Source organism: Amycolatopsis sp. NPDC051061 (genome assembly GCF_040682935.1).
GTDB lineage: Bacteria > Actinomycetota > Actinomycetes > Mycobacteriales > Pseudonocardiaceae > Amycolatopsis.
This window is the reverse complement of record NZ_JBFBBZ010000002.1, coordinates 26,257-48,570: the sequence shown is the minus strand read 5'-3', so window position 1 is coordinate 48,570 and position 22,314 is coordinate 26,257. Positions and strand designations below refer to the sequence as shown.

Sequence of the window (22,314 nt, the reverse complement as noted above, 5' to 3'; positions counted from 1 at the left end):
GCGCAGGGAGGCCATAAGGACCGCATAAGCGACGTCGCTTAGCGCGCCCGAACCCCCCGATCCGTAGACCTGGCTCCCATCCGGACGAAAGGAGCGAGCCATGCGGACACGGATCGTCGTCGCGGCGCTCGGGGCGGCCCTGCTGCTCGGGGGCTGCGGCGCCAAGGGGGACGACGGCGACAAGGTCGCGTCGATCTCGACGCCGCCGAAGTCAGGCGGCCCCACGGCCGCGGACACCAGCGGCAAGAGCGACGAGGACAAGATGCGCGACTTCGCCAAGTGCATGCGCGAGCACGGCGTCGACATGCCCGACCCCAAGCCGGCCGGTGACGGCGGTGGCATGGCGATCACCCTGGGCGGTGACGGCGCCGACGCGTCGAAGATCGAGACCGCGCAGAAGGCGTGCAAGAGCCTCATGCCCAACGGTGGCGAGATGAAGCCGCCGAGCGCCGAGGAGCTCGACAAGATGCGCAAGGACGCCAAGTGCATGCGCGACCACGGCATCGACATGCCCGACCCCGATCCGAGCGGCAAGGGCGCGACGCGGATCGGCGGGCCGGGCGACGACCCGAAGAAGTTCGAAGCCGCCGCGAAGGCGTGCGGGCTCGGCATGACCATGCACTCCGAGGCGGCGAAGTGAGCGAAGTGACCCACCTCAAGCCCCGGCGCCGCGGCCGGACGCGCTGGTTCATCGCCGGCGCGGTCCTCGTCGTGGTGCTCGGCACCAGCTCCGTCGTGATCCTGACGCGCGTGTCGAGTGCGACGCCGATCAAGGAGGCCACGCCGCCCTCGGTCGAGACGGCCGAGGTCGTCAAGACCGACCTCAGCGAGGAGGAGGAAGCGGACGGCACTCTCGGCTACGGCGACGAGGAGAGCGTCCAGGGCCGCAAGCCCGGCACGATCACGTCGCTGCCGGCGGCCGGTGCCACGATCACCCGCTGCAAGCCGGTGTACGGAGTGGACGCGAAGCCGGTGCCGCTGTTCGTCGGCACGCTGCCCTTCTACCGCGACCTCGCCGCCGGCGCGGATGACGGCGCCGACGTCAAGCAGCTGGAGGAGAACCTCAAGGCGTGCGGGTTCGGCGGCTTCGGTACGCCGGACAAGAAGTTCACGTCGGCGACGGCGGCCGCGCTGAAGAAGTGGCAGAAGTCGCTGGGGCTGGACCAGACCGGCGCGTTCGGCCAGGGCGACGTCGTGCTCGCGGCCGGCGACGTCCGCGTGTCGGCGCTGGCGGCGAAGCCCGGTTCGCCGGCCCAGGGCGAAGTGCTCAAGACGACCGGGACCGTCCGCTCGGTGCAGGTGAAGCTCGACGCGGCGAAGCAGGATCTCGCGCAGCAGGGCGCGAAGGCGTCCGTGACGATCAACGGGAAGACGACGCAGGGCACGATCACCGACGTCGGGCGCACCGCCGTCGAGGGCAAGGACGCGGCGGGCCAGGACGACGGCAAGCCCAAGATCACCGTGAGCGTCCGGCTCGACGACCCCGCCGTCGCCGGCTCGCTCGACTCGGCGCCGGCGACCGTCCGGTTCACCAAGGACGTCCACCAGGGCGTGCTCGCGGTCCCGGTCGGCTCGCTGCTCGCGCTCGCCGAAGGCGGTTACGCGGTCGAGGTCGACGAGAACGGGCAGCGGCGGCTCGTGGCCGTCCAAACCGGACTGTTCAGCGGCGGCAAGGTCGAGGTCACCGGCACCGGCCTGAGCGCCGGCATGCGGGTGGTGACGACGTCGTGACGCCCGTGCTGCGCGTCCACGAGGTCACGCGCACCTACCCCGGCGGGGTCGCCGCGCTCGACGGCGTCTCGCTTGCGTTGGAGGACGGCGAAATGGTGGCGATCGTCGGGCCGTCGGGGTCCGGCAAGTCCACCCTGCTGCACCTGATGGGCACGCTCGACCGGCCGTCGTCGGGGCGGATCGAGCTGCACGGCCACGACGTCGCCGCGCTCCCGGACCGCAAGGTCTCGGCGTTGCGGTCGCGCTGGATCGGGTTCGTGTTCCAGCAGTTCTTCCTCGACGAAGGGATGAGTGCGGTGGACAACGTGTGCACCGGGCTGCTCTACGCCGGGGTGCCGCGGCGACGGCGTCGCGAGCGGGCCCTGGCCGCGCTCGACCGCGTCAAGCTGGGGCACCGGGCGTGGCACCGGCCCGGGGAGCTCTCCGGCGGGGAACGCCAGCGCGTCGCGATCGCGCGGGCGGTGGTCAACGACCCGTCGATCCTGCTGGCCGACGAGCCGACCGGCAACCTTGACACCGGCACCGGCGCGTCCGTGCTCGCGCTGCTGGGCGAGCTGTCCTCCGGCGGCACCACGATCGTCGTGATCACCCACGACCGGGAGATCGCCGCCGGCATGCCACGCCGGATCGAGCTGCTCGACGGCCGGCTGCGGCTGGACACCGGCCTGGTGGGTGCGCGATGACCTTGGTGACGTTGCCGGAACCCGCCCGGCTCAAGCCGCCGGACGTCGTCGCGCTCGGTGCCCACGGCATGCGCACGCGGCCGGTGCGCGCGGTGCTTTCCGCGCTGGGCATCGCGATCGGCGTCGCGGCGATGGTCGCGGTGCTGGCGATCCCGGCGTCGGGCGCGCAGGCCCTCCACGACCGGCTGGCCGCGCTCGGCACGAACCTGCTCACCGCCGGGCCGGGGCAGACGCTGTTCGGGGACGACGCGACCCTGCCCGGCGACGCGATCCCGATGGCCAAGCGGATCGGGCCGGTTGAGGCGGCGAGCGGCACGGGGAACACGTCGGCGAGCGTGCGGCGCAGCGACAAGATCGCGCCGGACGAGACGTCCGGGCTCGCCGTGTTCGCCGCCCGGCCGGACCTGCTGGGCGTGCTCGGCGGGCAGGTCCGGGTGGGGGCGTTCCTGGCGTCGGGCAACCAGGACTACCCGGTGACGGTGCTCGGTTCGCAGGCCGCGGCCCGGCTCGGGATCGACCGCGTCGATATCCGGGGCTGCGCCCCGGGCCGGGGGCTCCGCCACCCGGAACCCCCGGAAAGCCCGTGTGACCCGGCGCGGCCGCCGCAGGTGCTGATCGGGACGCAGTGGTTCACGGTGGTCGGGATCCTCGCGCCGATGCCGCTCGCGCCGGAAGTCGAACGGTCGGTGCTGGTCGGCTGGGACGTCGCGAAGCGGCTGCTCGGGTTCGACGGCCATCCGTCCACTGTGTACGTTCGCGCGGATGAGTCCCAAGTGGACGGTGTGCGCTCGGTGCTGGGCGCGACGCTGAACCCGCAGGCGCCGAACGAGGTCGAGGTGCGCCGCCCGTCGGACGCGCTGGCCGCGCAGAAGCTGACGGACACGACCTACAGCGCGCTGTTCCTGGGGCTGGGCGGCGTGGCGTTGCTGGTGGGCGGGGTCGGGGTGGCCAACACGATGGTCATCTCGGTGCTGGAACGGCGGCGTGAGATCGGCCTGCGCCGCGCGCTCGGGGCGACGAAACGCCAGATCCGCGGGCAGTTCCTGGCCGAATCGGTGCTGCTGTCCGGACTCGGCGGGCTCGCGGGCGTGCTGGCCGGGGTGCTGGTGACGGCGGGCTACGCGCTGAGCCAGGGGTGGCCGGCGGTGCTGCCGTGGGCCACGTTGGCCGGCGGAGTCGGCGTGGCGGCCCTGGTGGGGGCGATCGCGGGGGCGTACCCGGCGGTGCGGGCGGCCCGGCTGGCGCCGACGCAGGCGCTGGCCTGACGCGCAAGCGGAGCTGTCACGTGGAAGCTCCGCTTGCGCTACCTCCGAGCGTGCGCAGGGGCAAGAGCGCACGGTGGAAGATCCGCGGCCGCCGTCCGGCGAGTTGAATGGGCGGCCAACCCGAGCGAAAGGGGCGGCCGTGGAGCGGGTCGAGGCGAACCGGCGTGACTTCCTCCGGTGGCTGGCGGTCGCCGGTGCCGGGCTCGCCGCCGCGGGGATCGCGCCCGCGGTGTTCGCCCAGGAGGCCGCCGCGGCCGGCGCGGACGTCGTCGTGGTGCTCGGGGCCACCGTCGTCGACGGCACCGACGGCCCGCCCGCGCCGGACTCGGCGGTCGTGCTGGTCGGCGACCGGATCGCCTGGGCCGGTCCCGCCGCGTACCTGCCGCCCCTGACCGGCGTCCGCGTCGTCGACGGCCGGGGGCGGTACCTCGTGCCCGGGCTGTGGGACCTGCACACGCACGGCCTCGACTACGAGGCGATCTTCCCGCCGCTGTACCTGGCCAACGGCGTCACCGGGATCCGCGAGATGTGGGGCTACGCCGAGAACCGCGCGGCGCGCGACAAGATCGTCCGCGGGGAGCTGGCCGGGCCCCGGGCGGTCATGGGCAGCTCGATCATCGACGGCCCGGTGTCCCTGCTCGGGCCATCCGTGACGAAGGTGGCGACGGCCGACGAGGCCCGGGCGGCCGTCCGGACCGCCGAGGCCGAAGGCGCCGACTTCGTCAAGGTGTACTCGTACCTGGGCGCGGAAGCGTACGACGCGATCGTCGACGAGTGCCGACGCGTGGGGCTGCCGTTCGCCGGGCACTGGCCGTACCGGGTTCCGCAGCCGGCGGCGAGCGACGCGGGCCAGCGCAGCTTCGAACACCTCTTCGGCGTCCCCGCCTACACGTCCGCGCGCCGGGACGAGATCCTCGCGACGCTCGCCGCGACGCCGTTCGACCCGGCGAACCCGCGGGCGTTCTTCGCCTTGGCCCGCGAGCTGGACCGGCAGGCGACGGAGGTCTACAGCCCGTGGCGGGCCCGGGAGTTCTTCGGCCGGCTCGTCCGCAACGGCACCCGGCTGAGCCCGACGATGGTCGTGAACCGGGTGATCTGCTCGCCCGCGGACACCTTCGCGCACGACCCGCGGCTGAAGTACGTGCCACGCGACCTGCGGGACTTCTGGGCCGAGCAGGTGCGGATCCGCACCCCGGTCACCCCGGTGGAGATCGCGCGGCAGGAGGCCTACTTCCACGCGCAGGTCGAGCTGGTCGGCGCGGCGCACCGGGCGGGGGTCGGTCTCCTCGGCGGCACGGACTGCCTGAACCCGTACGTCTTCCCGGGCTTCAGCCTGCACGACGAGCTGGACTACCTGGTCGAAGCCGGCTTGTCGCCGCGCCGGGCGTTGCAGGTGGTGACCCGCGACGCGGCGGCGTTCCTCGGCCGCGCCGCGACGGCGGGCACGATCACCCCCGGCAAGGAGGCGGACCTGGTCCTGCTCGACGCGAACCCGTTGGCGGACATCCGCGCGGTCCGCCGGATCGACACGGTGATCGCGGCGGGGAGGGTATTCGACCGCCCGGCGCTGGACGGGCTGCTGTCCGGCGTGGAGGCGGCGGCGGGTGCGGGGGTGAACGCCAGGTCAGTGGGCTTGCCGGTGCACAGCTGCTGCTGAGCGCCCGGTAATCTCGGCCGGTCGGAGGCCGGCTGAGTGGGGGTAATGCGTGTCGGGGTGGTCGGGGCGGAAGCTCCTGGCGGGGCTCGCCGTGCTCGAGGTCGCCGCCGTCGTGCTCGTCCTCCTGCTCAAGCGGTTCGACGGCCTGGACCTCGAGGTCTACCTCGGTGGCGCCAAGGCGCTGGCCGAACACGGCTCGCCCTACGACGCCTGGGTGCCGACCACCCACCAGATCCTGCTGCCGTTCACCTACACGCCCTTCGCCGCGGCCGTGTTCCTGCCCGGCACGCTGCTGCCCTTCGCCGCGACGATGAAGCTGGTCAGCATCGCCTCGATCGTCGCGACCGGGGTCGTCGCCTACCTCTACGTCGCGACGCTCAACGGCTCGCTCACCGACTCCTCGAAGGTCACCGGCCGCGCCGCCGCCGCTCTCGTCGCCATCGGGGCGCAGCTCGCCGGAGCCCTGCTCGAGCCCGTGCGCTCGACGCTCGGCTTCGGGCAGATCAACGCCCTGCTCATGGTCCTGGTCGTGCTCGACGTCCTGCTCCCCGGCGAGCGCAAGCGGACCAAGGGCCTGCTCATCGGGATCGCCGCGGCGATCAAGCTGACCCCGGCCGTCTTCGTCGTCTACTTCCTGGTCCGCCGCGACTTCCGCTCGGCCGCGCGCGTCGTCGGCGGGTTCCTCGCGGCGGGCGCGCTGCTGTGGCTGGTGCGGCCGTCGGCGTCCTTCACCTACTGGACGAAGCTCGTCTTCGACGCGGGCCGCATCGGCGGCGTCGACTACGTCGGCAACCAGTCGCTGCGCGGGCTGGTGACGCGGCTGGGGCTGCCGGAGACCGCCGGGAACGTCGTGTGGCTGCTGGCCGCGCTCGCCGTGATGGCCCTGGTCGCGGTGGTGATCGTGCGGGCGGGCGAGCCGGTGCTCGCGCTGACCGCGTGCGCGCTCGGCGGGCTGCTCGTGTCGCCGATCTCGTGGACCCACCACTGGACCTGGTGCGTGCCGATCCTGGTCCTGGCCGGCTACTACGGCGTCCGCGCGTGGCGGACCGACCGGGTCGTGACGTGGTGGTCGGGCGCGATCGTCGTGGCCGGGGTCGCGCTGTTCATCTGGGGCCCGATGTGGTTCGCGCCGCGCCCGGCGCCGTCGGCGGGCTGGTGGCTCGCCACCGAGTCCTACGAGCTGTTCGGCCTGGTCCTGCTGCTCCTGGCCGCCTTCGCCGCACCCCGCCTGAAAGCCGTGAAGGCCTCCTTACCGGCTCAAGATGCCGGTAAGGAGGCCTTCACGGACGTCTAGCTCGGCGTTCGATCAGCCCAGGTGTTCGACGACGTACTCGATGCTCTTCGTGAGTTTCGTGATGTCGTCCGGGTCGATGGCCGGGAACAGGCCGACGCGCAGCTGGTTGCGGCCCAGCTTGCGGTACGGCTCGGTGTCGACGATCCCGTTGGCGCGCAGCACCTTCGCCACCGCGGCGGCGTCGACCTCGTCGCTGAAGTCCACCGTGCCGACGACCTGCGAGCGCAGGTCCGGGTCCTTCACGAACGGCGTGGTGTAGCTCGTCTTCTCGGCCCACTCGTACAGCCGCGAGGACGAGTCCTTCGTGCGCGCGGTCGTCCACTCGAGGCCGCCCTGGCCGTTCATCCACTCGATCTGCTCGGCGAGCAGGAAGAGCGTGGCGACGGCCGGGGTGTTGTACGTCTGGTCCTTGCGGGAGTTGTCCAGCGCGGTGGTCAGCGACAGGAACTCCGGGATCCAGCGGTCGCCGCCGCCGATCTCGCCGATCCGCTCGACCGCGGCGGGCGAGGCCAGCGCGATCCACAGGCCGCCGTCCGCGGCGAACGACTTCTGCGGCGCGAAGTAGTAGACGTCGAAGTCCTCGGCCTTGACCGGGAGACCGCCGGCGCCGGAGGTGGCGTCGATCGCGACGAGCGCGTCGCCGCTGCCCTCGGGGCGGCGGACCGGGACGGCGACCCCGGTCGACGTCTCGTTGTGCGCCCAGCCGACCAGGTCCGCGCCGGCTTCGTAGGCGATGTCCGGCGCGCTGCCCGCGTCGGCCTTGACGACGATCGGGTCGGCCAGGAACGGCGCGCCCTTGGTGACACTGGCGAACTTCGAGGAGAACTCGCCGTAGGTGAAGTGCTGCGAGCGCTCGCGGACCAGGCCGAACGCGGCCGCGTCCCAGAACGCCGTGGTGCCGCCGTTGCCCAGGATCACCTCGTAGCCCTCGGGCAGGGAGAACAGCTCGGACAGGCCCGCCCGGACGCGCCCGACGAGGGACTTGACCGGCTTCTGCCGGTGCGACGTGCCGAGGTAGGTGGAGCCGGACTCCGCCAGGGCGCTCAGCTGCTCGGCGCGGACCTTCGACGGTCCGCAGCCGAAGCGGCCGTCGGCCGGCTTGAGGTCTGCGGGGATGGTCAACTCAGCGTCGGTCATGTGGCCAGTCTCTCAGGTCGGGATGCGGCTGGTGAAGGCGGTTCTCAGGTGTCCGCTATGTGGAACAAGGGGTGTTCCGGGCGCCGGGACGCCCGCGCTCGACTGTAGGCGGCTCGTCCGTCCGGCGGCTTCTCGTGGCGGGCCGTGGGGGTAAAAACACGGTTTCCCGGAGGTCCGCACCACCGGTAGCTTCCCGCGATGAGGTGCCTCCGGGTCCCGCTCACCACCCTGGGGGTGTGAGCGGGGCCCGGTGAATCAGCGCCAGCCGTCGACGCCGCCCGGCACCGGCGCGGCCGGGTCGTACGGCGTGCGGGTGAAGATGAACGTCGCGAGGTCCAGGTGCGTGGCGACGCCGTCGGCGCCACGGCCCACTTCGAGCGTCTCGCCGGCGTAGTAGCCGTCGAGGCCGACGTAGGTGTCGCGGCCGGTGGCGCGGAAGCGCGAGCTGCGCCCGGCGCCTTCGGCCGGCGCCAGCAGGAGCAGCCCGTCACCCTGGATCCGCAGGTGGTACGGCGTCGGGCCCCAGTGCCAGAGCCCGGTGAGGGCGAGCAGCGCGGGGTCGACCGCCGACGGCTGCCACTCGGCGGGCAGGCGCGGCTCCAGCTCTTCGGTCGTCGTGATCAGGTCCAGGCAGAGCTGGGTGATGCCGACGCCGGACGTGGAGTTCGTGAGCACGAGCGCGCCGGTCTGCGCGACCGGGTCGACCAGCGTGACGGCGAGGAAGCCGGGCATCGAGCCGGTGTGCCCGGCCAGCCGACGGCCCTGGTAGCGCACGAGCATCAGGCCGAGGCCGAAACCGGTCGTCCAGGCGTCGGTGTCGTCGACGGTGACCATGGTCCGCATCTGCTCGATGGTCTCCGGCGCGAGCACGCCGCCGCCGTGGCCGCCGAGGAACGCCGTCCAGCGGCCGAGGTCGGTGGCGGTGGACCACAGCTGCCCGGCGGGGGCCATCGCGCCGGCGTCGGGGCTCGGCTCCGGCAGGAGGACGTCGGCGAAGGGGTGCACGGCGAAGCCCTGCGCGTGCGCGCCGACCGGGTGCGGGCTGGTGCGGGTCATCCCGAGCGGGCCGAGGACCTCCTCGTCGAGCACGGAGAGCCAGCCCTTGCCCCGGTGGCGCGAGACGAGCTCGCCGAGCACGCCGTAGCCGACGTTCGAGTAGTGGAACTTCGCGCCCGGCCGGTGCTTGGTGGCGCCCTCGGCGAGGCTCCCGGCGAGCGCGTCCCAGTCGGCGCCGGGGGTGCGCTCCCACCAAAGCCCGGGCGACTCCGAGGTCAGGCCAGAGGTGTGCGACAGCAGCTGGGCGACGGTGGCGGCGCCGAAGGGTGTGCCCGGGACGTGCTTTTCCAGGGGGTCGTTGAGGTCGAGCAGGCCTTCGTCGCGCAGCCGCATGACGGCGGTGGCGACGAGGGTCTTGGTGATCGAGCCCAGCCGGTACTGGGTGTCGGTGCCGGGCCGCCGGTCGCCGACGTGCCCGCGGCTCCCGGACCAGACGATCTCGCCGTCCCGCACGACGGCGGCGACGAGCGAGGGAGCGCGGCAGGCCGCCTGTTCGTGGGCGATCCGGCGGAGCAGGGCGTGTTCGGTCGACTCAAGCATGGGGGCATTCTGCCGCGCACGGGCCGGTGGAGCAGGTTCCGGCGCCGGACCTCACACCCGATGCCGGTCAGTTGAGCAGGTTCCTCGACATCGCTGTCGTCACCGCGGCCGTCCGGTCGGACACCCCCAGCTTGCCGAACACCCTAAGCAGGTGCGTCTTCACCGTCGCCTCGCTGATGTGCAGCGCCCGGCCGATGTCGGCGTTCGTGCCGCCCTTCGCGACCAGGCGCAGCACCTCCACCTCGCGCGCGGACAACGACTGCGGTTCCGGGTTGCGCACCCGGTTGACCAGCTTCCCGGCCACCGACGGCGCCAGCACCGTCTCCCCGCGCGAAGCCGCGCGGATCGCGTTCGCCAGCTCCGTGCGCGACGCGTCCTTCAGCAGGTAACCCGACGCCCCCGCCTCGACCGCGCGCAGGATGTCGGCGTCCGTCTCGTACGTCGTCAGCACCACGATCCGCCGGCCCGGCTGCTCGCGCAGGATCCGCTTCGTCGCGCCGACGCCGTCGAGGCCGGGCATCCGCAGGTCCATCAGCACGACGTCCGGCCGGGCGACGCGGTCGAGCGCGACGGCTTCGTCGCCCGAGCCCGCTTCGCCGACCACCGTCAGGTCCGGCTCGGCTTCGAGCATGCCTCGGAGGCCTTCGCGGACGACGGGGTGGTCGTCGACGAGCATGATGCGGATCAAGCCGGCACCTCCAGGGTGAGTTCGGTGCCGCTCGGGCCACTCCGGACGCTCAGTCTGCCACCCACCTGCTCGGCCCGGGACCGCATGCCGCGCAGGCCGAAGCCGCCGGCGCCGTCCGGGTCGAAGCCGACGCCGTCGTCCCGGACGGACAGCCGCACGGCATCGTCCACAACGGACAGACATACCGATACCGACGACGCCGCCGCGTGCCGCCGGACGTTGTTCAGCGCCTCCTGTGCGCCGCGCAGCAGGACGACTTCGCCCGCCATGCCGATCGCCGGAAGCGCACCGTCCACTTCGTACTCGACCGACACGCTCGTCTCGTCGGCGAGCCGGTCGGCCTGACGCCGGATCGCGTCCACGAGGGACCCGGACGCGAGGTCCGCCGGCGCCAGCGCCGCGACCATCGTGCGGGCCTCGGCGAGGTTCTCCCGCGCGGTGCGGGCGGCCAGCTCGACGTGCCGCCGGGCCGCCGCCGGGTCGGTGTCCAATTCGGACTCGATGGCCTCGGCGAGCGTGACGATGCTGGTGAAGCCCTGGGCCAGCGTGTCGTGGATCTCGCGGGCGAGCCGCTCGCGCTCGGCCGCCGTGCCCGCCTCGCGGGAGAGCCGGGAGACCTCGGCCTGGCTCGCTTCGAGCCGGTCGATGAGGTCCGCCCGCGCCCGGCTCTCCTCGATGACGTGCAGGATGAACTTGCCGGACAGGATCCCGAACACGACGAGGATCGCGGTCATCGGCAGCAGGATGTGCAACGCCGGCCCCCGCAGCCCATCGGCGGCGATCGCCGACAGCGGGCTCAGCAGGATGGCGAGCGTGGTGAGCACCGCGGCCGGCCGGAACTCCAGCGTCGAGAACAGCAGCGGGCACACCATGAACAGGATGAAGCTGGCCGTCGTGTTGGCGAACATCGCGACCGCGACCAGCGCCACGACGACCAGGGCCAGCGTCCACCGCTGCGGCAGGTGCCCGTCGTCGCGGACCACCCGCCGTCCCCACAGCAGGTAGGTCAGCGCGAGGGCCGTCAGCGCCCCGACCGCGACGACGCTGCGGACCGGATCGGTCTCGTCCAGCAGGACCAGCGTCGTCGTGGCCAGGTAAGCGACCGCGAAGAGGATCTCCCAGAGCCAGTTGAACCGGTCCCAGGCGTCCTTCACTTCGTGTCGGTCCACCGGAAGCTCAGCCGCGCCAGCACCGCGCCCACCACGCACCAGATCCCCAGCACCAGCGCCACCCGCGGGAGTTCCCATGACCCAGCCATCTCCATTCCGACCGCGCCGTCCGGCAGGAACACCGACCGGAACCCCTGGCAGATCCACTTCAACGGGAAGAACGACGCGATGTCAACCATGATCTTCGGCAGGTTCGTGATCGGCGTGACGAACACGCCGGAGATGAACTGCAGCACCAGGTACAGCATCTGCACCACGGCGACCGCGCCGGTGGTGGACTTCGCGAGCGAGCTGAGCGCGATCCCGAGCAGCGTGCACGAAACGATCCCCAGCGCGAACACCCACAGCAGCGTCAGCCACTTCTCGGGTTCGGTGGGCAGCTTCAGCCCGAAGAGCAGCACGGCGACCGCGGACATCAGCACCGTCTGGGCCAGGCTCGACACCGCGACCAGCACCATCTTGCCGATGAAGTAGGACGACGACGGCATCGGCGTGCCGCGAAGGCGTTTGAGCGCACCGGTTTCCCGGTCGGCCGAGACGCCGGTCGCGATGCTGTTGAACGACGTCGACACGATGCCGGAGCCGATCATCCCGGCCGCCAGCAGCTGTCCGGAGGTGACGCCGGCGAGCGCCGTCGGACCGTCCAGGATGGACCCGAGCAGGATCATCAGGACCGCGGGCAGGGAGAAGGTGAAGACCACCTGCTCCTTGTGCCGGAAGAACTGCCGCAGCTCGGTGCCGCCGCGGGCGAGCCCCAGCGACAGCGGGCCGGGGAGGGCCCCACTCGCTTTTCGGGGGTTGCCGGTGGCGGAGCCCCCGGCCTGGGGCGAAGCCCCGGATGTCACCGGTGCTTTTCGGGCCCCGGATGCCGCGGTGGTCATGCCTTGTCTCCGATCAGGTCCAGGTAGATGTCCTCCAGGCTCGGCCGGGTCACGGTCAGGCCGGCGAGCTCCCTACCCCCGGCAGAGAGCTCGTTCACGAGCTTGGTCGGGTACGACGTGCGCTCGACGTGCTCCCCGCGTTCGTCGGTCCACCGCACGGTGGCCTCGGCGGCGGCGCGGCCGCCCAGGTTCTGCGGGGTGTCCTGCGCGACGATCTCGCCGCGCGCGATCACCGCGACGCGGTCGGCGAGCGCTTCGGCCTCGTCGAGGTAGTGGGTGGTCAGCAGGATGGTGGTGCCTTCGGCGGCGAGTTCGCTGATCAGCGTCCAGAAGTGCCGCCGCGCCTCCGGGTCGAAGCCGGTGGTCGGCTCGTCGAGGAAGAGCAGCTCGGGCCGGCCGATGATGCCGAGCGCGACGTCGACGCGGCGGCGCTGCCCGCCGGAGAGCGACTTGACCCGTGCCTTGGCCTTCTCGGCGAGCCCGACTTTCTCGATGACCTCGTCGGGGTCGCGCGGGTCGGGGTAGTACTTCGCGAAGTGCCGCACGGTCTCCGCGACGCTCAGCTCGGCGGCGTCGTTGGCGGTCTGCAGGACGATCCCGATCCGCGACCGCCACGCGCGGCCGGCCTTTCCGGGGTCCTCGCCGAGGACGGTGACTTCGCCGGCGGTCCGCTGCCGGTGGCCTTCGAGGATCTCGACGGTCGTGGTCTTCCCGGCGCCGTTCGGGCCGAGCAGGGAGAAGACCTCGCCCCGGGCGATGTCCAGGTCGAGCCCGGCCACCGCGAGGTGATCGGGGTACTGCTTGCGCAGGCCGCGCACGCTCACTGCTGTGGTCATGGCCCAAGCTTGGTCGTTCGGAGCGGGCGACGGGAGCTTCGCTCAGCTGAATCCCGCTGTCCACCGATCGGTGGACAGCGTCGTCAGCCGCGGCTCGCCCTGGTTTCCCGTGGAACCACGAAAACGCTGTCATACAAGCAAAAACCCGGCGGATGCATGAACAACATCGAGCCACCAGCCGCCGCGCGGGTGAATCACCCTGTTGACAAGTTGTCTAATATGACGGAATGTCTCACAAGTGGGTGACCGCCGGCGACGGTGTCCGCCTCTCCGTCACCATCGACGGCCGGGAAGACGGGCCCACGGTGGTGCTCGTGCACGGCTACCCCGACAACAGCTCGATGTGGGGCGGGGTGGTCGCGGAGTTGAGCGCGGAACACCGCGTCGTCACCTACGACGTCCGCGGCGCCGGACAGTCGGACAAGCCGTCGGGACGCGCGTCCTACCGGCTGGACCAGCTGGCCGACGACCTCCGCGCCGTCGTTGACGAGGTGAAGCCGCACGGCAAGGTCCACCTCCTCGCCCACGACTGGGGCTCGATCCAGGCCTGGCACGCCGTCACCGGCGACGGGCTGCGCGGCCGGATCGCCTCCTACACGTCGATCTCCGGCCCGAGTCTCGACCACGCCGGCGCCTGGTTCCGCGCGCAGCTCACCCGGCCGACGCCGAAGCGGCTCAAGAATGCCCTGAGCCAGTTCCTCCACTCGTGGTACATCCTCGCGTTCCAGGTCCCGCTCGTCCCGCAGCTGCTCTGGCGCACCGGCCTGCTGGGCGCGCAGATCCAGCGCATGGAGCCCGACGCCGCGAAGGCGGACAAGAGCGACGGCATCCACGGCCTCGAGCTCTACCGCGCCAACATGTTCACCCGCCTGTCCCGGCCCGCGCCGCGCGCCGCCGACGTCCCGGTGCAGGTCCTGGCCCCGACCGGCGACGCCTACGTCACCACGCCGCTGCAGACCGAGATCGCGCGCTGGGTTCCCGACCTGCGGGTCCGCCCGATCGTCGGGACGCACTGGGTGACCCGGGCCAAGCCTGCGGTGGTCGCCGGAGCCGCCGCCGAGCTGATCGAGTACGTCGAAACCGGCGCCGAGAGCCGAGCCCTTCGCCGGGCGCGGGTGGGCACCGGCCGGTTCGAGCACAAGCTGGTCGTCGTCACCGGCGCCGGCAGCGGAATCGGCCGGGCCACGGCGCTCGCCTTCGCCGCCGAAGGGGCCGACGTCGTCATCACCGACATCGATCCGGCGGCCGCCGCGGAAACCCTGAAACTCCTGGAAAACCACGGGGTCGCGGAGTACACAGTGGACTCCAGTGACGGCGACGCCGTGCACCGCTTCGCCGAGGACGTCCGCGAGAACCACGGCGTACCGGACATCGTCGTCAACAACGCCGGGATCGGGATGTCCGGCCCGTTCCTCGACACGTCCGTCGAAGACTGGGAACGCGTCATCGACGTCAACCTCTGGGGCGTGATCCACGGCTGCCGCGCCTTCGCGCCGATGCTCGCCGAACGCGCCGAAGGCGGCCAGATCGTCAACCTCGCCTCGGTGGCCGCCTACCTGCCGTCGAAGATCCTCACTGCCTACGCGACGACGAAGTCCGCCGTGCTGACGTTGAGCGTCTGCCTGCGGGCCGAGCTGGCCGAGCACCACATCGGGGTCACGGCGGTGTGCCCGGGCATCGTGAAGACGAACATCACGAACACAACGCGTTTCGTCGGAGTGTCCGAAGAGGAGCAACGACGGCGTCAGCAGCAGAGCTCGAAGCTCTACGCGCGGCGCGGGTTCGGCCCGGAAGGCGTCGCCAAGGACATCCTGCGAGCGGTGGAGAAGGACATCGCCATCGCACCGTCCACACCGGAGGCCAAGGCCGCGCTGGTCCTTTCGCGACTGACGCCCGGACTGCTGCGCCAGGCGGCCAAGTTGGACCTGACGCCGTGAGCCGCCCGCGGCGGATGTCGCCGCAGGCCCGCCGCGACGACCTGATCCGCGCCGCGCTCGACCTGTTCGGCTCGCGCGCGCCGGAGCTGGTCACCGTGGACGACATCGTCGCGCGCGCCGAAGTGTCGCGGCCGTTGTTCTACCGGTACTTCCCCAGCCTGCGCGAGCTGCAGGTCGAGGCCCTGCGCACGGTCACCGACGGGCTCATCGACGTCCTGGCCGGCCTCGAGGAGGGCCCGCCGGAGACCCGTCTGCGCGCCGCCGTCCGAGGCCTGATCGACGTTGCCGACCACTACCGCGCGGGCTACATCGCCCTGCTGCGCAGCGGTTCGGTGATCGCGACGTCCGAAACGGACGCGGCGGTCGACGCGGTCCGCAACCGCGCGGTGTCCCTGATCCTGGACGCACTCAGCGTCACAGATCCCTCACCGCTGCTCTCTCTCACGCTGCGCTGCTGGACAGCGGTCGTCGAGGGCGCCCTGCTGAGCTGGCTCCAAGAACGCACGCTCCCGCGCGAAGCCCTGGACACGTGGCTGGTCGACCAGCTCACCGCGATGCTCGGCGCCACCGCCGCCCACGAGGTAGCCCTAAAGCCGTGAAGGCCACCTTGAGGAACTTCAAGTTCCTCAAGGTGGCCTTCACGAACAACAGCGTCAGTGCTTGGTGACCAGTTCCCAGCCCTCGACGTCTTCCGGGGTGCGGGGCGCCGGGCCGATGTACTTGGCCGACGGCCGCACCAGACGTCCGGTGCGCTTCTGCTCCAGGATGTGCGCCGCCCAGCCGGCCGTGCGGGCCGAGCTGAACATCGCGGGCATCATGTGCGGCGGGACCTGGGCGAAGTCCAGGATGACCGCGGCCCAGAACTCGACGTTCGTCTCGATCGGGTGGTCCGGACGCCGCTCGCGCAGCTCCGTCAGCGCCGCCTGCTCCAGCGCGGCGGCCGCCTCGTAGCGGGCCGCGCCGAGCTCCTGGCAGGTGCGGCGCAGCACGCGCGCCCGCGGGTCCTCGGCCCGGTAGACGCGGTGGCCGAAGCCCATCAGGCGTTCCTTGCGGTCGAGGATGCCCTTGACCAGGCCGGCGGGGTCGCCGGTGCGTTCGACCTCTTCGATCATCGGCAGCACGCGCGCCGGCGCACCGCCGTGCAGCGGGCCCGACATCGCGCCGATGGCGCCCGACATGGCCGCCGCGACGTCGGCGCCGGTGGACGCGATGACGCGGGCGGTGAAGGTCGACGCGTTGAGGCCGTGCTCGGCAGCCGACACCCAGTACGCGTCCAGCGCCCGGACGTGCGCCGGGTCGGGCTCGCCGCGCCAGCGGATGAGGAACCGCTCGGTGATCGAGTGGGCCTCGTCGACGCGGGTCTGCGGCACGGCGGGCTGGCCGACGCCGCGCGCCGACTGCGCGACGTAGGACAGCGCCATCACCGAGGCGCGGGCCAGCTGCTCACGGGCCTCTTCGTCGGTGATGTCGAGCAGCGGGCGGTAGCCCCAGATCGGCGCGAGCATGGCCAGCGCGGCCTGGACGTCGACCCGGACGTCGCCGGTGTGCACCGGCAGCGGGAACGGCTCGGCGGGCGGGAGGCCGTGGCCGAACCGGCCGTCCACGAGGAGGCCCCACACGTCGCCGAAGGTCACCTTTCCGGCGAGGTCCTCGATGTCGACGCCGCGGTAGCGCAGCGCACCGCCGTCCCGGTCGGGCTCGGCGATCTCGGTGTGGAAGGCGACGACGCCCTCCAGACCCGGTCGGAAGCCGTCGTCGGGTTCGCCGGACGGCTGTGGCTTGCTGATCGTGGAGGTAGTCACTGTTTCGCGGGACCTTCCGGTGCGCTTTTTTCCCCGTCTTGGTGGTGGTGCTCGCGCGGACGGAATAGCGCACGGAAAGCGCGCACCATCGCACGGATGGATAGACCTTGCTCCCTCGATCGCCGAGGGGCAATCGAAAGATGCGGTGGTTTCGGTCACGATTACGAGAACGATTCAGTCACCGAGGCCGTACGACAGGAGAATTTTCACCACGCAGTGTGACGAAGTCCAGGTTAAAGGTATGTTTCCGAACCAGGCGGAGCGCTGGTCCGGGTGATAGACCTGAGCGATGCACCTCAGCCCGCAGGAGCGCGACAAGCTGCTCGTTCACGTGGCGGCCGACGTCGCGCGGAAGCGGCTGGACCGCGGTGTCCGGCTGAACTACCCGGAAGCGGTCGCCCTGATCACCGATCACGTCCTCGAAGGGGCTCGCGACGGCCGCACGGTCAGCGAGCTCGTCGCCAGTGGCCGGACCGTGCTCTCGCGGGCGCAGGTGCTCGACGGCGTTTCCGAAATGGTGGATTCCGTGCAGGTCGAGGCCACTTTCCCGGACGGCACCAAGCTCGTCACCGTGCATGACCCGATCGTCTGAGGAGGACCGGATGCACCCAGGTGAGATCATTCCCGGCGACGAGCCGGTCGAGCTGAACCCCGGCCGCGAGCGCGTCCGGCTGCTCGTGCGCAACCTCGGCGACCGGCCGGTCCAGGTCGGCTCGCACTACCACTTCGCCGCGGTGAACCCCGGCCTCGAATTCGACCGCGACGCCGCCCGCGGCCACCGGCTCGACGTCCCGGCCGGCACGTCGGTGCGGTTCGAACCCGGCGTAGAACGGGAAGTCGACCTTGTTCCGCTCGCCGGCGCGCGGCGGGTGCCGGGCTTGCGGTCCGAATTCGCGGGATCCTTCGAGGTACTCCCTCCCGCCGAGAAGGCATAGGAGCAGTCTGAATGCCGCAGATCGACCGCGAGCGCTACGCCGAACTGTTCGGCCCGACCACCGGCGACCGCATCCGGCTCGCCGACACCGACCTGCTGATCGAGGTCACCGAAGACCGCTCGATGGGGCCCGGCGGCTCGGGCGACGAGGTGCTCTTCGGCGGCGGCAAGGTCATCCGCGAGTCGATGGGCCAGGGGATGGCGACCCGCGCCGAGGGCGCGCCGGACCTGATCATCACCGGCGCCGTCATCCTCGACCACTGGGGCGTCGTCAAGGCCGACGTCGGCGTGCGCGACGGCCGGATCGTCGGCATCGGCAAGGCGGGCAACCCGGACACGATGGACGGCGTCGACCCGGCCCTGGTCATCGGGCCGTCGACGGAAGTGCTGGCCGGCAACGGCAAGATCCTCACCGCCGGTGGCATCGACTGCCACGTCCACTTCATCTGCCCGCAGCTCGTCGACACGGCGCTGGCCGCCGGGCTGACCACTTTGGTCGGTGGCGGCACCGGGCCCAACGAGGGCACGAAGGCGACGACCGTCACGCCCGGGGCGTGGAACCTCGGCCGGATGCTGTCCGCCATGGACGGTTACCCCGTGAACGTCCTGTTGCTGGGCAAGGGGAACACCGTCCGGCACGAGGCCCTGCGTGAGCAGCTCGCGGCGGGCGCGGGTGGCTTCAAGCTGCACGAAGACTGGGGCACGACCCCGGCCGCCATCGACGCCTGCCTGACCGTGGCCGACGAGTCCGGCGTCCAGGTCGCGATCCACACGGACACGCTGAACGAAGCCGGCTTCCTGGAGTCCACTGTGGACGCCATCGGTGGCCGCTCCATCAACGCGTACCACACCGAAGGCGCCGGCGGCGGGCACGCGCCCGACATCATCGAGGTCGTCTCGCTGCCGAACATCCTGCCGTCGTCGACCAACCCGACCCGGCCGCACACGGCCAACACCCTCGACGAGCACCTCGACATGCTGGTGGTCTGCCACCACCTCAACCCGTCGGTGCCCGAGGACCTCGCCTTCGCCGAGAGCCGGATCCGGCCGTCGACGATCGCCGCCGAGGACGTGCTGCACGACCTGGGCGCCATCTCGATGATGAGCTCGGACTCGCAGGCGATGGGCCGGATCGGCGAGGTGATCATCCGGACGTGGCAGACCGCGCACGTGATGAAACGCCGTCGCGGCGCGCTGCCCGGCGACGGCGCGGCCGACAACCTGCGCGCCCGTCGTTATGTCGCCAAGTACACGATCAACCCGGCCATCGCGCACGGCATGGAGACCGAAATCGGCTCGGTCGAGGTCGGCAAGCTCGCCGACCTGGTGTTGTGGGAGCCGAAGTTCTTCGGCGTCCGGCCGCACGTGGTCCTCAAGGGCGGCTTCCCGGTGTGGGCGGCGATGGGCGACGCGAACGCGTCGATCCCGACGCCGCAGCCGGTCATGGCGCGCCCGATGTTCGGGGCGAACATCGGTGCGGCGCTGAGCCTGCACTTCGTCGCACCGTCCGCTTTGGACAGTGAATTGCGGGAGACGTTCGGTATCACACGCCCGCTCGTCGCCGTGTCGAACACGCGCGCGCGGACCAAGGCGGACATGGTGCTCAACGACGCCACGCCGGACGTCCGCGTCGAGCCGGACAGCTTCGCGGTGCACGTCGACGGCGAGCTGATCGAACCGCAGCCGGTGACGGAGTTGCCGATGGCCCAACGGTACTTCCTCTTCTGATGGACCTCTCGGCGTTGATCCTCGCGGATTCCCGCTTCCCCGGTGGCGGGCACGTCCACAGTGGAGGGCTGGAAGAGGTCGTCTCCCGGCGGCTGGTGTCTTCTGTGCGCGACCTACCGGGATTCCTTTCCGGACGGTTGCGGACGGCGGGTTTCCTGGCCGCGGTTTTCGCTGCCGCTTCGGCGCACGCGGCGGCGCGCTCTGTCTCCAATGGACATTGGTCTCTTCTGGACGTCGAACTCGATGCGCGGACGCCGTCGCTCGCGCAGCGGGCGGCGTCGCGAGCGCAGGGGCGAGGGACCGCGCGGGCCGGGCGGATCGCCTGGCCGTCACCCGTTTTGGACGCGTTGCTGGCCGAGACTCCGCGGCCGCACCACCCGGTGATGCTGGGTGCGCTGGTCGGGGTCGCGGGCGGTTCGCCGTACGACGCCGCGATGGCCGTCGCCTACCTTTCGGTGAGCGGTCCGGCGAGCGCGGCGGTGCGGCTGCTCGGGCTGGATCCCTTCGGCGTCAACGCCGTCGTGGCCCGGCTGGATCTCGATTCCGTTTGCTCCGAGGCAGCGGCCGTGGCCGGCGACGACCCGGCGTCGCTGCCGTCGCCGGGGTCGCCCGCGTTGGATCTGTTCGCCGAGGCGCACGCCCGGCACCACCAGGAAGAGGTGCGTCTCTTTGCCAGCTAACGGTCATGGACACTTCCACGAGGTCAGCTTCGACCCGACGGCCGCCGAGCCCGATCACTACGACGCGGCGCCGACGGCCGGGCGCGCGTACCGCATCGGCATCGGCGGCCCGGTGGGCTCGGGCAAGACGGCGCTGACCGCGGCGCTGTGCCGAGCGTTGGGTGACGAGGTCGACCTGGCCGTCGTCACGAACGACATCTACACGACCGAAGACGCGGACTTCCTGCGCCGGGCCGGGGTCCTGGACCCGGCGCGGATCGAGGCGGTGCAGACGGGCGCGTGCCCGCACACCGCGATCCGCGACGACATCACCGCGAACCTGGACGCGGTCGAGCGCCTGGAAGAGAAGTTCCCGGGCCTGGACCTGGTGATCATCGAAAGCGGCGGCGACAACCTGACGGCGGTGTTCAGCCGCGGGCTGGCCGACAGTCAGATCTTCGTGGTGGACGTGGCGGGCGGCGACAAGGTGCCGCGCAAGGGCGGCCCCGGCGTCACGACCGCGGACCTGCTGGTGATCAACAAGATCGACCTCGCACACCTGGTGGGCGCGGACATGGACGTGATGACTTCGGACGCGCACCGGATGCGGGGAGAGCTGCCGGTCATCACGCAGTCCCTTGTGGACACCCCGGACGCACCCGACGTCGCCACCTGGGTCCGCTCCCTGCTGTGAAGGCCCACGCCCGGCTGACGGCGTGCTTCGACGGCACGCGCACGGTGTTGCGCGAGCTGCGTTCGATGGCGCCGTTGACGTTGTTCCCCCGCCGGGGCCGAGGCTCGGCGGCGGTGGTGCACCTGGTCAACTCGGCGACCTCGCCCCTGGGCGGGGACGACTTGCTGCTGTCGATCCACGTCGGTCCCGGCGCGTCTCTGCGGCTGTCCGGCGTCGCGGCCACTCTCGCTCTGCCCGGGCTTCACGGCGAAGGCTCGTTGTCCACGGTTTCCGTGGTCGTCGAGGAGGGTGGTTCTTTGGAGTACCGGCCGGAGCCGACGGTGATCACGTCCCGCGCCCGGCACACGGCGGTGTTCCGTGCTTCTTTGGCTTCGGAGGCGTACCTGCACACGCGCGAGGTGCTGGTGCTGGGCCGGGCCGGGGAGCGCCCGGGCTCGCTGACTACGTCGTCGCAGGTGACCCGGGGTCCCGTGCCGGTGCTGCGGCAGACTCTCACTGTCGGCGACCCGGCGCTGGACTCGAGCCTGGCCGTGTTGGCCGGCCGCCGGGTGCTGGCGACGGACCTGGTGGTGGGCGGCCCGGATCTCCCGGCGGCCTCGGGCGAGTGGTGGTCCCGGACGCCGCTCGCCGCGGGCGGGACGCTCACGACGTCTCTGGCGCCGGACGCGGTCACGGCCCTGCGCCCCTTCCAAAGTTCGTGAAGGCCACCTTGAGGAACTTCAAGTTCCTCAAGGTGGCCTTCACGAACTTCACCGCTCGCCGGAGAAGACCCCCTGCGGCCTCTCCGGCGAACCCTTTGGTAATTGAGATTTTCACAAAGTAGTCGGCCGGGTAGGATCTGGCAATCCCTCAGAAGGAGGAGAGAACCGGTGGCTCGCACGTACGGCGGCGTCGCTCCCGAGCAGCGCCGCGCCGACCGCCGTGAGCGGCTGCTCACGGCCGGCCTCGAGCTCTTCACCTCCACCGGCTTCCGGCACACGAAGATCACCGAGGTGTGCGCCCGCGCCGGCGTCTCGACGCGCAACTTCTACGAGGAGTTCACCGGCAAGGAGGACGTCCTCCGCACCCTGCACGACCGGATCAACAGCCTCGCGCTCGACCACGTCACGGCCGAACTCGACAAGGTCGCCGGCGCCGACGCCATGACCCGCATCGCGACGCTGCTGGACGTCTTCATCGCGACCGTCACCGCGGATCCCCGGATGCCGCGCCTCACCTACGTCGAAGCCGTCGGCGTCAGCGCCGAACTGGAGGCGCAGCACCAGGTGTGGGTCGACCGCTGGGCGAACTTCATCGCCGCCGAGGCGAGCCGCGCCGCCGAGCACGGCGTCGCGCCGGTGCGGGACTACCGGCTGACGGCGATCGCCCTGGTCGGGGCGGGCACCGGCCTGCTGCGCGAATGGCAGGCGCACGACCCGCCGCTGCCGGTCGAGGAGGTCGGCGGGGAGCTGCGCGCCCTGATGCTGGCGGCCATCATGCGCCCGGAAAAGATCTTGGAAATGCCAGGCAACCCCGGCGCGCCCTCCGGCGTGGAAGAGGCAAGCCGGGCGGGGGTACGGGGGGAGCCCGGCGAACGTGAAGGCCCGGTACCCGCGGCGGACGCGGGTACCGGGCCTTGACGGA

At 71.6% G+C, this 22,314-nt stretch carries 22 protein-coding genes; 15 read left to right on the top strand and 7 right to left on the bottom strand.

All coding sequences use genetic code 11. The features are described from left to right. Positions 1–100 precede the first annotated feature (100 nt). From AB0N03_RS02905 to AB0N03_RS02880, 6 genes are all read left to right on the top strand, one after another. On the top strand, positions 101–640 hold the full coding sequence (locus tag AB0N03_RS02905) for a hypothetical protein (protein WP_364364407.1): 540 nt from the start codon (positions 101–103) through the stop codon (positions 638–640). Continuing rightward, positions 637–1,731, top strand: a complete 1,095-nt coding sequence (locus AB0N03_RS02900; RefSeq protein WP_364364404.1) for a peptidoglycan-binding protein — start codon at positions 637–639, stop codon at positions 1,729–1,731. Before AB0N03_RS02905 ends, AB0N03_RS02900 begins: the two co-directional genes overlap by 4 nt. Next, positions 1,728–2,414, top strand: coding sequence for an ABC transporter ATP-binding protein (locus tag AB0N03_RS02895; protein ID WP_364364401.1), 687 nt, complete (start codon positions 1,728–1,730; stop codon positions 2,412–2,414). The genes AB0N03_RS02900 and AB0N03_RS02895 overlap by 4 nt, the downstream gene beginning before the upstream one ends. Then, complete coding sequence (locus AB0N03_RS02890) at positions 2,411–3,679, top strand: ABC transporter permease (protein WP_364364398.1); 1,269 nt, start codon at positions 2,411–2,413, stop codon at positions 3,677–3,679. The genes AB0N03_RS02895 and AB0N03_RS02890 overlap by 4 nt, the downstream gene beginning before the upstream one ends. A gap of 139 nt (positions 3,680–3,818) precedes the next feature. Beyond that, positions 3,819–5,336, top strand: a complete 1,518-nt coding sequence (locus tag AB0N03_RS02885) for an amidohydrolase family protein (RefSeq protein ID WP_364364395.1) — start codon at positions 3,819–3,821, stop codon at positions 5,334–5,336. 49 nt (positions 5,337–5,385) lie between these two features. Continuing rightward, complete coding sequence (locus AB0N03_RS02880; RefSeq protein ID WP_364364392.1) at positions 5,386–6,630, top strand: glycosyltransferase 87 family protein; 1,245 nt, start codon at positions 5,386–5,388, stop codon at positions 6,628–6,630. A gap of 12 nt (positions 6,631–6,642) precedes the next feature. Here AB0N03_RS02880 and serC read toward each other — a convergent pair whose 3' ends face one another. The 6 genes from serC to AB0N03_RS02850 form a co-directional block, all read right to left on the bottom strand. Continuing rightward, the gene (gene serC, locus AB0N03_RS02875) at positions 6,643–7,767 is read right to left on the bottom strand and encodes a phosphoserine transaminase (protein ID WP_364364389.1); all 1,125 of its coding nucleotides are present in this window, start codon (positions 7,765–7,767) and stop codon (positions 6,643–6,645) included. 255 nt (positions 7,768–8,022) lie between these two features. Further along, on the bottom strand, positions 8,023–9,363 hold the full coding sequence (locus AB0N03_RS02870) for a serine hydrolase domain-containing protein (RefSeq protein WP_364364386.1): 1,341 nt from the start codon (positions 9,361–9,363) through the stop codon (positions 8,023–8,025). A 67-nt stretch (positions 9,364–9,430) separates the two neighbouring features. Beyond that, on the bottom strand, positions 9,431–10,051 hold the full coding sequence (locus AB0N03_RS02865; RefSeq protein ID WP_364364383.1) for a response regulator transcription factor: 621 nt from the start codon (positions 10,049–10,051) through the stop codon (positions 9,431–9,433). Further along, positions 10,048–11,205 (bottom strand): sensor histidine kinase, encoded by a 1,158-nt coding sequence (locus AB0N03_RS02860; protein WP_364365333.1) that lies wholly within the window; start codon positions 11,203–11,205, stop codon positions 10,048–10,050. The genes AB0N03_RS02865 and AB0N03_RS02860 overlap by 4 nt, the downstream gene beginning before the upstream one ends. Then, on the bottom strand, positions 11,202–12,101 hold the full coding sequence (locus AB0N03_RS02855) for an ABC transporter permease (RefSeq protein WP_364364380.1): 900 nt from the start codon (positions 12,099–12,101) through the stop codon (positions 11,202–11,204). The genes AB0N03_RS02860 and AB0N03_RS02855 overlap by 4 nt, the downstream gene beginning before the upstream one ends. After that, positions 12,098–12,937: an ABC transporter ATP-binding protein gene (locus AB0N03_RS02850; RefSeq protein ID WP_364364377.1), complete on the bottom strand. Its 840-nt coding sequence runs from the start codon at positions 12,935–12,937 to the stop codon at positions 12,098–12,100. The genes AB0N03_RS02855 and AB0N03_RS02850 overlap by 4 nt, the downstream gene beginning before the upstream one ends. Before the next feature lie 242 nt (positions 12,938–13,179). Here AB0N03_RS02850 and AB0N03_RS02845 point away from each other — a divergent pair, with 242 nt between their 5' ends. Beyond that, positions 13,180–14,874 carry an SDR family oxidoreductase gene (locus tag AB0N03_RS02845; protein ID WP_364365330.1) on the top strand — a complete coding sequence of 565 codons (1,695 nt, stop codon included), beginning with the start codon at positions 13,180–13,182 and terminating at the stop codon, positions 14,872–14,874. Between the two features lie 14 nt (positions 14,875–14,888). After that, positions 14,889–15,473, top strand: coding sequence for a TetR/AcrR family transcriptional regulator (locus AB0N03_RS02840; protein WP_364365327.1), 585 nt, complete (start codon positions 14,889–14,891; stop codon positions 15,471–15,473). A gap of 54 nt (positions 15,474–15,527) precedes the next feature. Here AB0N03_RS02840 and AB0N03_RS02835 read toward each other — a convergent pair whose 3' ends face one another. Continuing rightward, complete coding sequence (locus AB0N03_RS02835; RefSeq protein WP_364364374.1) at positions 15,528–16,676, bottom strand: citrate synthase 2; 1,149 nt, start codon at positions 16,674–16,676, stop codon at positions 15,528–15,530. A gap of 289 nt (positions 16,677–16,965) precedes the next feature. Here AB0N03_RS02835 and AB0N03_RS02830 point away from each other — a divergent pair, with 289 nt between their 5' ends. The 7 genes from AB0N03_RS02830 (at position 16,966) to AB0N03_RS02800 (ending at position 22,310) form a co-directional block, all read left to right on the top strand. Further along, positions 16,966–17,268: an urease subunit gamma gene (locus tag AB0N03_RS02830; protein ID WP_364364371.1), complete on the top strand. Its 303-nt coding sequence runs from the start codon at positions 16,966–16,968 to the stop codon at positions 17,266–17,268. Positions 17,269–17,278: 10 nt separating this feature from the next. Continuing rightward, positions 17,279–17,611 carry an urease subunit beta gene (locus AB0N03_RS02825; RefSeq protein ID WP_364364368.1) on the top strand — a complete coding sequence of 111 codons (333 nt, stop codon included), beginning with the start codon at positions 17,279–17,281 and terminating at the stop codon, positions 17,609–17,611. A gap of 11 nt (positions 17,612–17,622) precedes the next feature. Then, on the top strand, positions 17,623–19,338 hold the full coding sequence (locus tag AB0N03_RS02820; RefSeq protein ID WP_364364365.1) for an urease subunit alpha: 1,716 nt from the start codon (positions 17,623–17,625) through the stop codon (positions 19,336–19,338). Next, a complete protein-coding gene (locus AB0N03_RS02815; protein ID WP_364364363.1) occupies positions 19,338–20,018 on the top strand; it encodes an urease accessory UreF family protein in 681 nt (226 codons plus the stop codon). Before AB0N03_RS02820 ends, AB0N03_RS02815 begins: the two co-directional genes overlap by 1 nt. Then, positions 20,008–20,691, top strand: a complete 684-nt coding sequence (ureG, locus tag AB0N03_RS02810) for an urease accessory protein UreG (protein ID WP_364364360.1) — start codon at positions 20,008–20,010, stop codon at positions 20,689–20,691. Before AB0N03_RS02815 ends, ureG begins: the two co-directional genes overlap by 11 nt. Beyond that, entirely contained in the window at positions 20,688–21,392 is a 705-nt protein-coding gene (locus AB0N03_RS02805) for an urease accessory protein UreD (RefSeq protein ID WP_364364357.1), read from the top strand. Before ureG ends, AB0N03_RS02805 begins: the two co-directional genes overlap by 4 nt. Before the next feature lie 168 nt (positions 21,393–21,560). Beyond that, a complete protein-coding gene (locus AB0N03_RS02800) occupies positions 21,561–22,310 on the top strand; it encodes a TetR/AcrR family transcriptional regulator (RefSeq protein WP_364364354.1) in 750 nt (249 codons plus the stop codon). The last annotated feature ends 4 nt before the right edge of the window (positions 22,311–22,314 follow it).

What these genes read in the sequence shown, in the direction of transcription:
- AB0N03_RS02905 (WP_364364407.1), top strand. Translation starts at nt 101, where the DNA reads ATGCGGACACGGATCGTCGTCGCGGCGCTCGGGGCGGCCCTGCTGCTC.
- AB0N03_RS02890 (WP_364364398.1), top strand. Translation starts at nt 2,411, where the DNA reads ATGACCTTGGTGACGTTGCCGGAACCCGCCCGGCTCAAGCCGCCGGAC.
- serC (WP_364364389.1), bottom strand. Translation starts at nt 7,767, where the DNA reads ATGACCGACGCTGAGTTGACCATCCCCGCAGACCTCAAGCCGGCCGAC.
- AB0N03_RS02870 (WP_364364386.1), bottom strand. Translation starts at nt 9,363, where the DNA reads ATGCTTGAGTCGACCGAACACGCCCTGCTCCGCCGGATCGCCCACGAA.
- AB0N03_RS02855 (WP_364364380.1), bottom strand. Translation starts at nt 12,101, where the DNA reads ATGACCACCGCGGCATCCGGGGCCCGAAAAGCACCGGTGACATCCGGG.
- AB0N03_RS02850 (WP_364364377.1), bottom strand. Translation starts at nt 12,937, where the DNA reads ATGACCACAGCAGTGAGCGTGCGCGGCCTGCGCAAGCAGTACCCCGAT.
- AB0N03_RS02840 (WP_364365327.1), top strand. Translation starts at nt 14,889, where the DNA reads ATGTCGCCGCAGGCCCGCCGCGACGACCTGATCCGCGCCGCGCTCGAC.
- AB0N03_RS02830 (WP_364364371.1), top strand. Translation starts at nt 16,966, where the DNA reads ATGCACCTCAGCCCGCAGGAGCGCGACAAGCTGCTCGTTCACGTGGCG.
- AB0N03_RS02825 (WP_364364368.1), top strand. Translation starts at nt 17,279, where the DNA reads ATGCACCCAGGTGAGATCATTCCCGGCGACGAGCCGGTCGAGCTGAAC.
- AB0N03_RS02820 (WP_364364365.1), top strand. Translation starts at nt 17,623, where the DNA reads ATGCCGCAGATCGACCGCGAGCGCTACGCCGAACTGTTCGGCCCGACC.
- AB0N03_RS02815 (WP_364364363.1), top strand. Translation starts at nt 19,338, where the DNA reads ATGGACCTCTCGGCGTTGATCCTCGCGGATTCCCGCTTCCCCGGTGGC.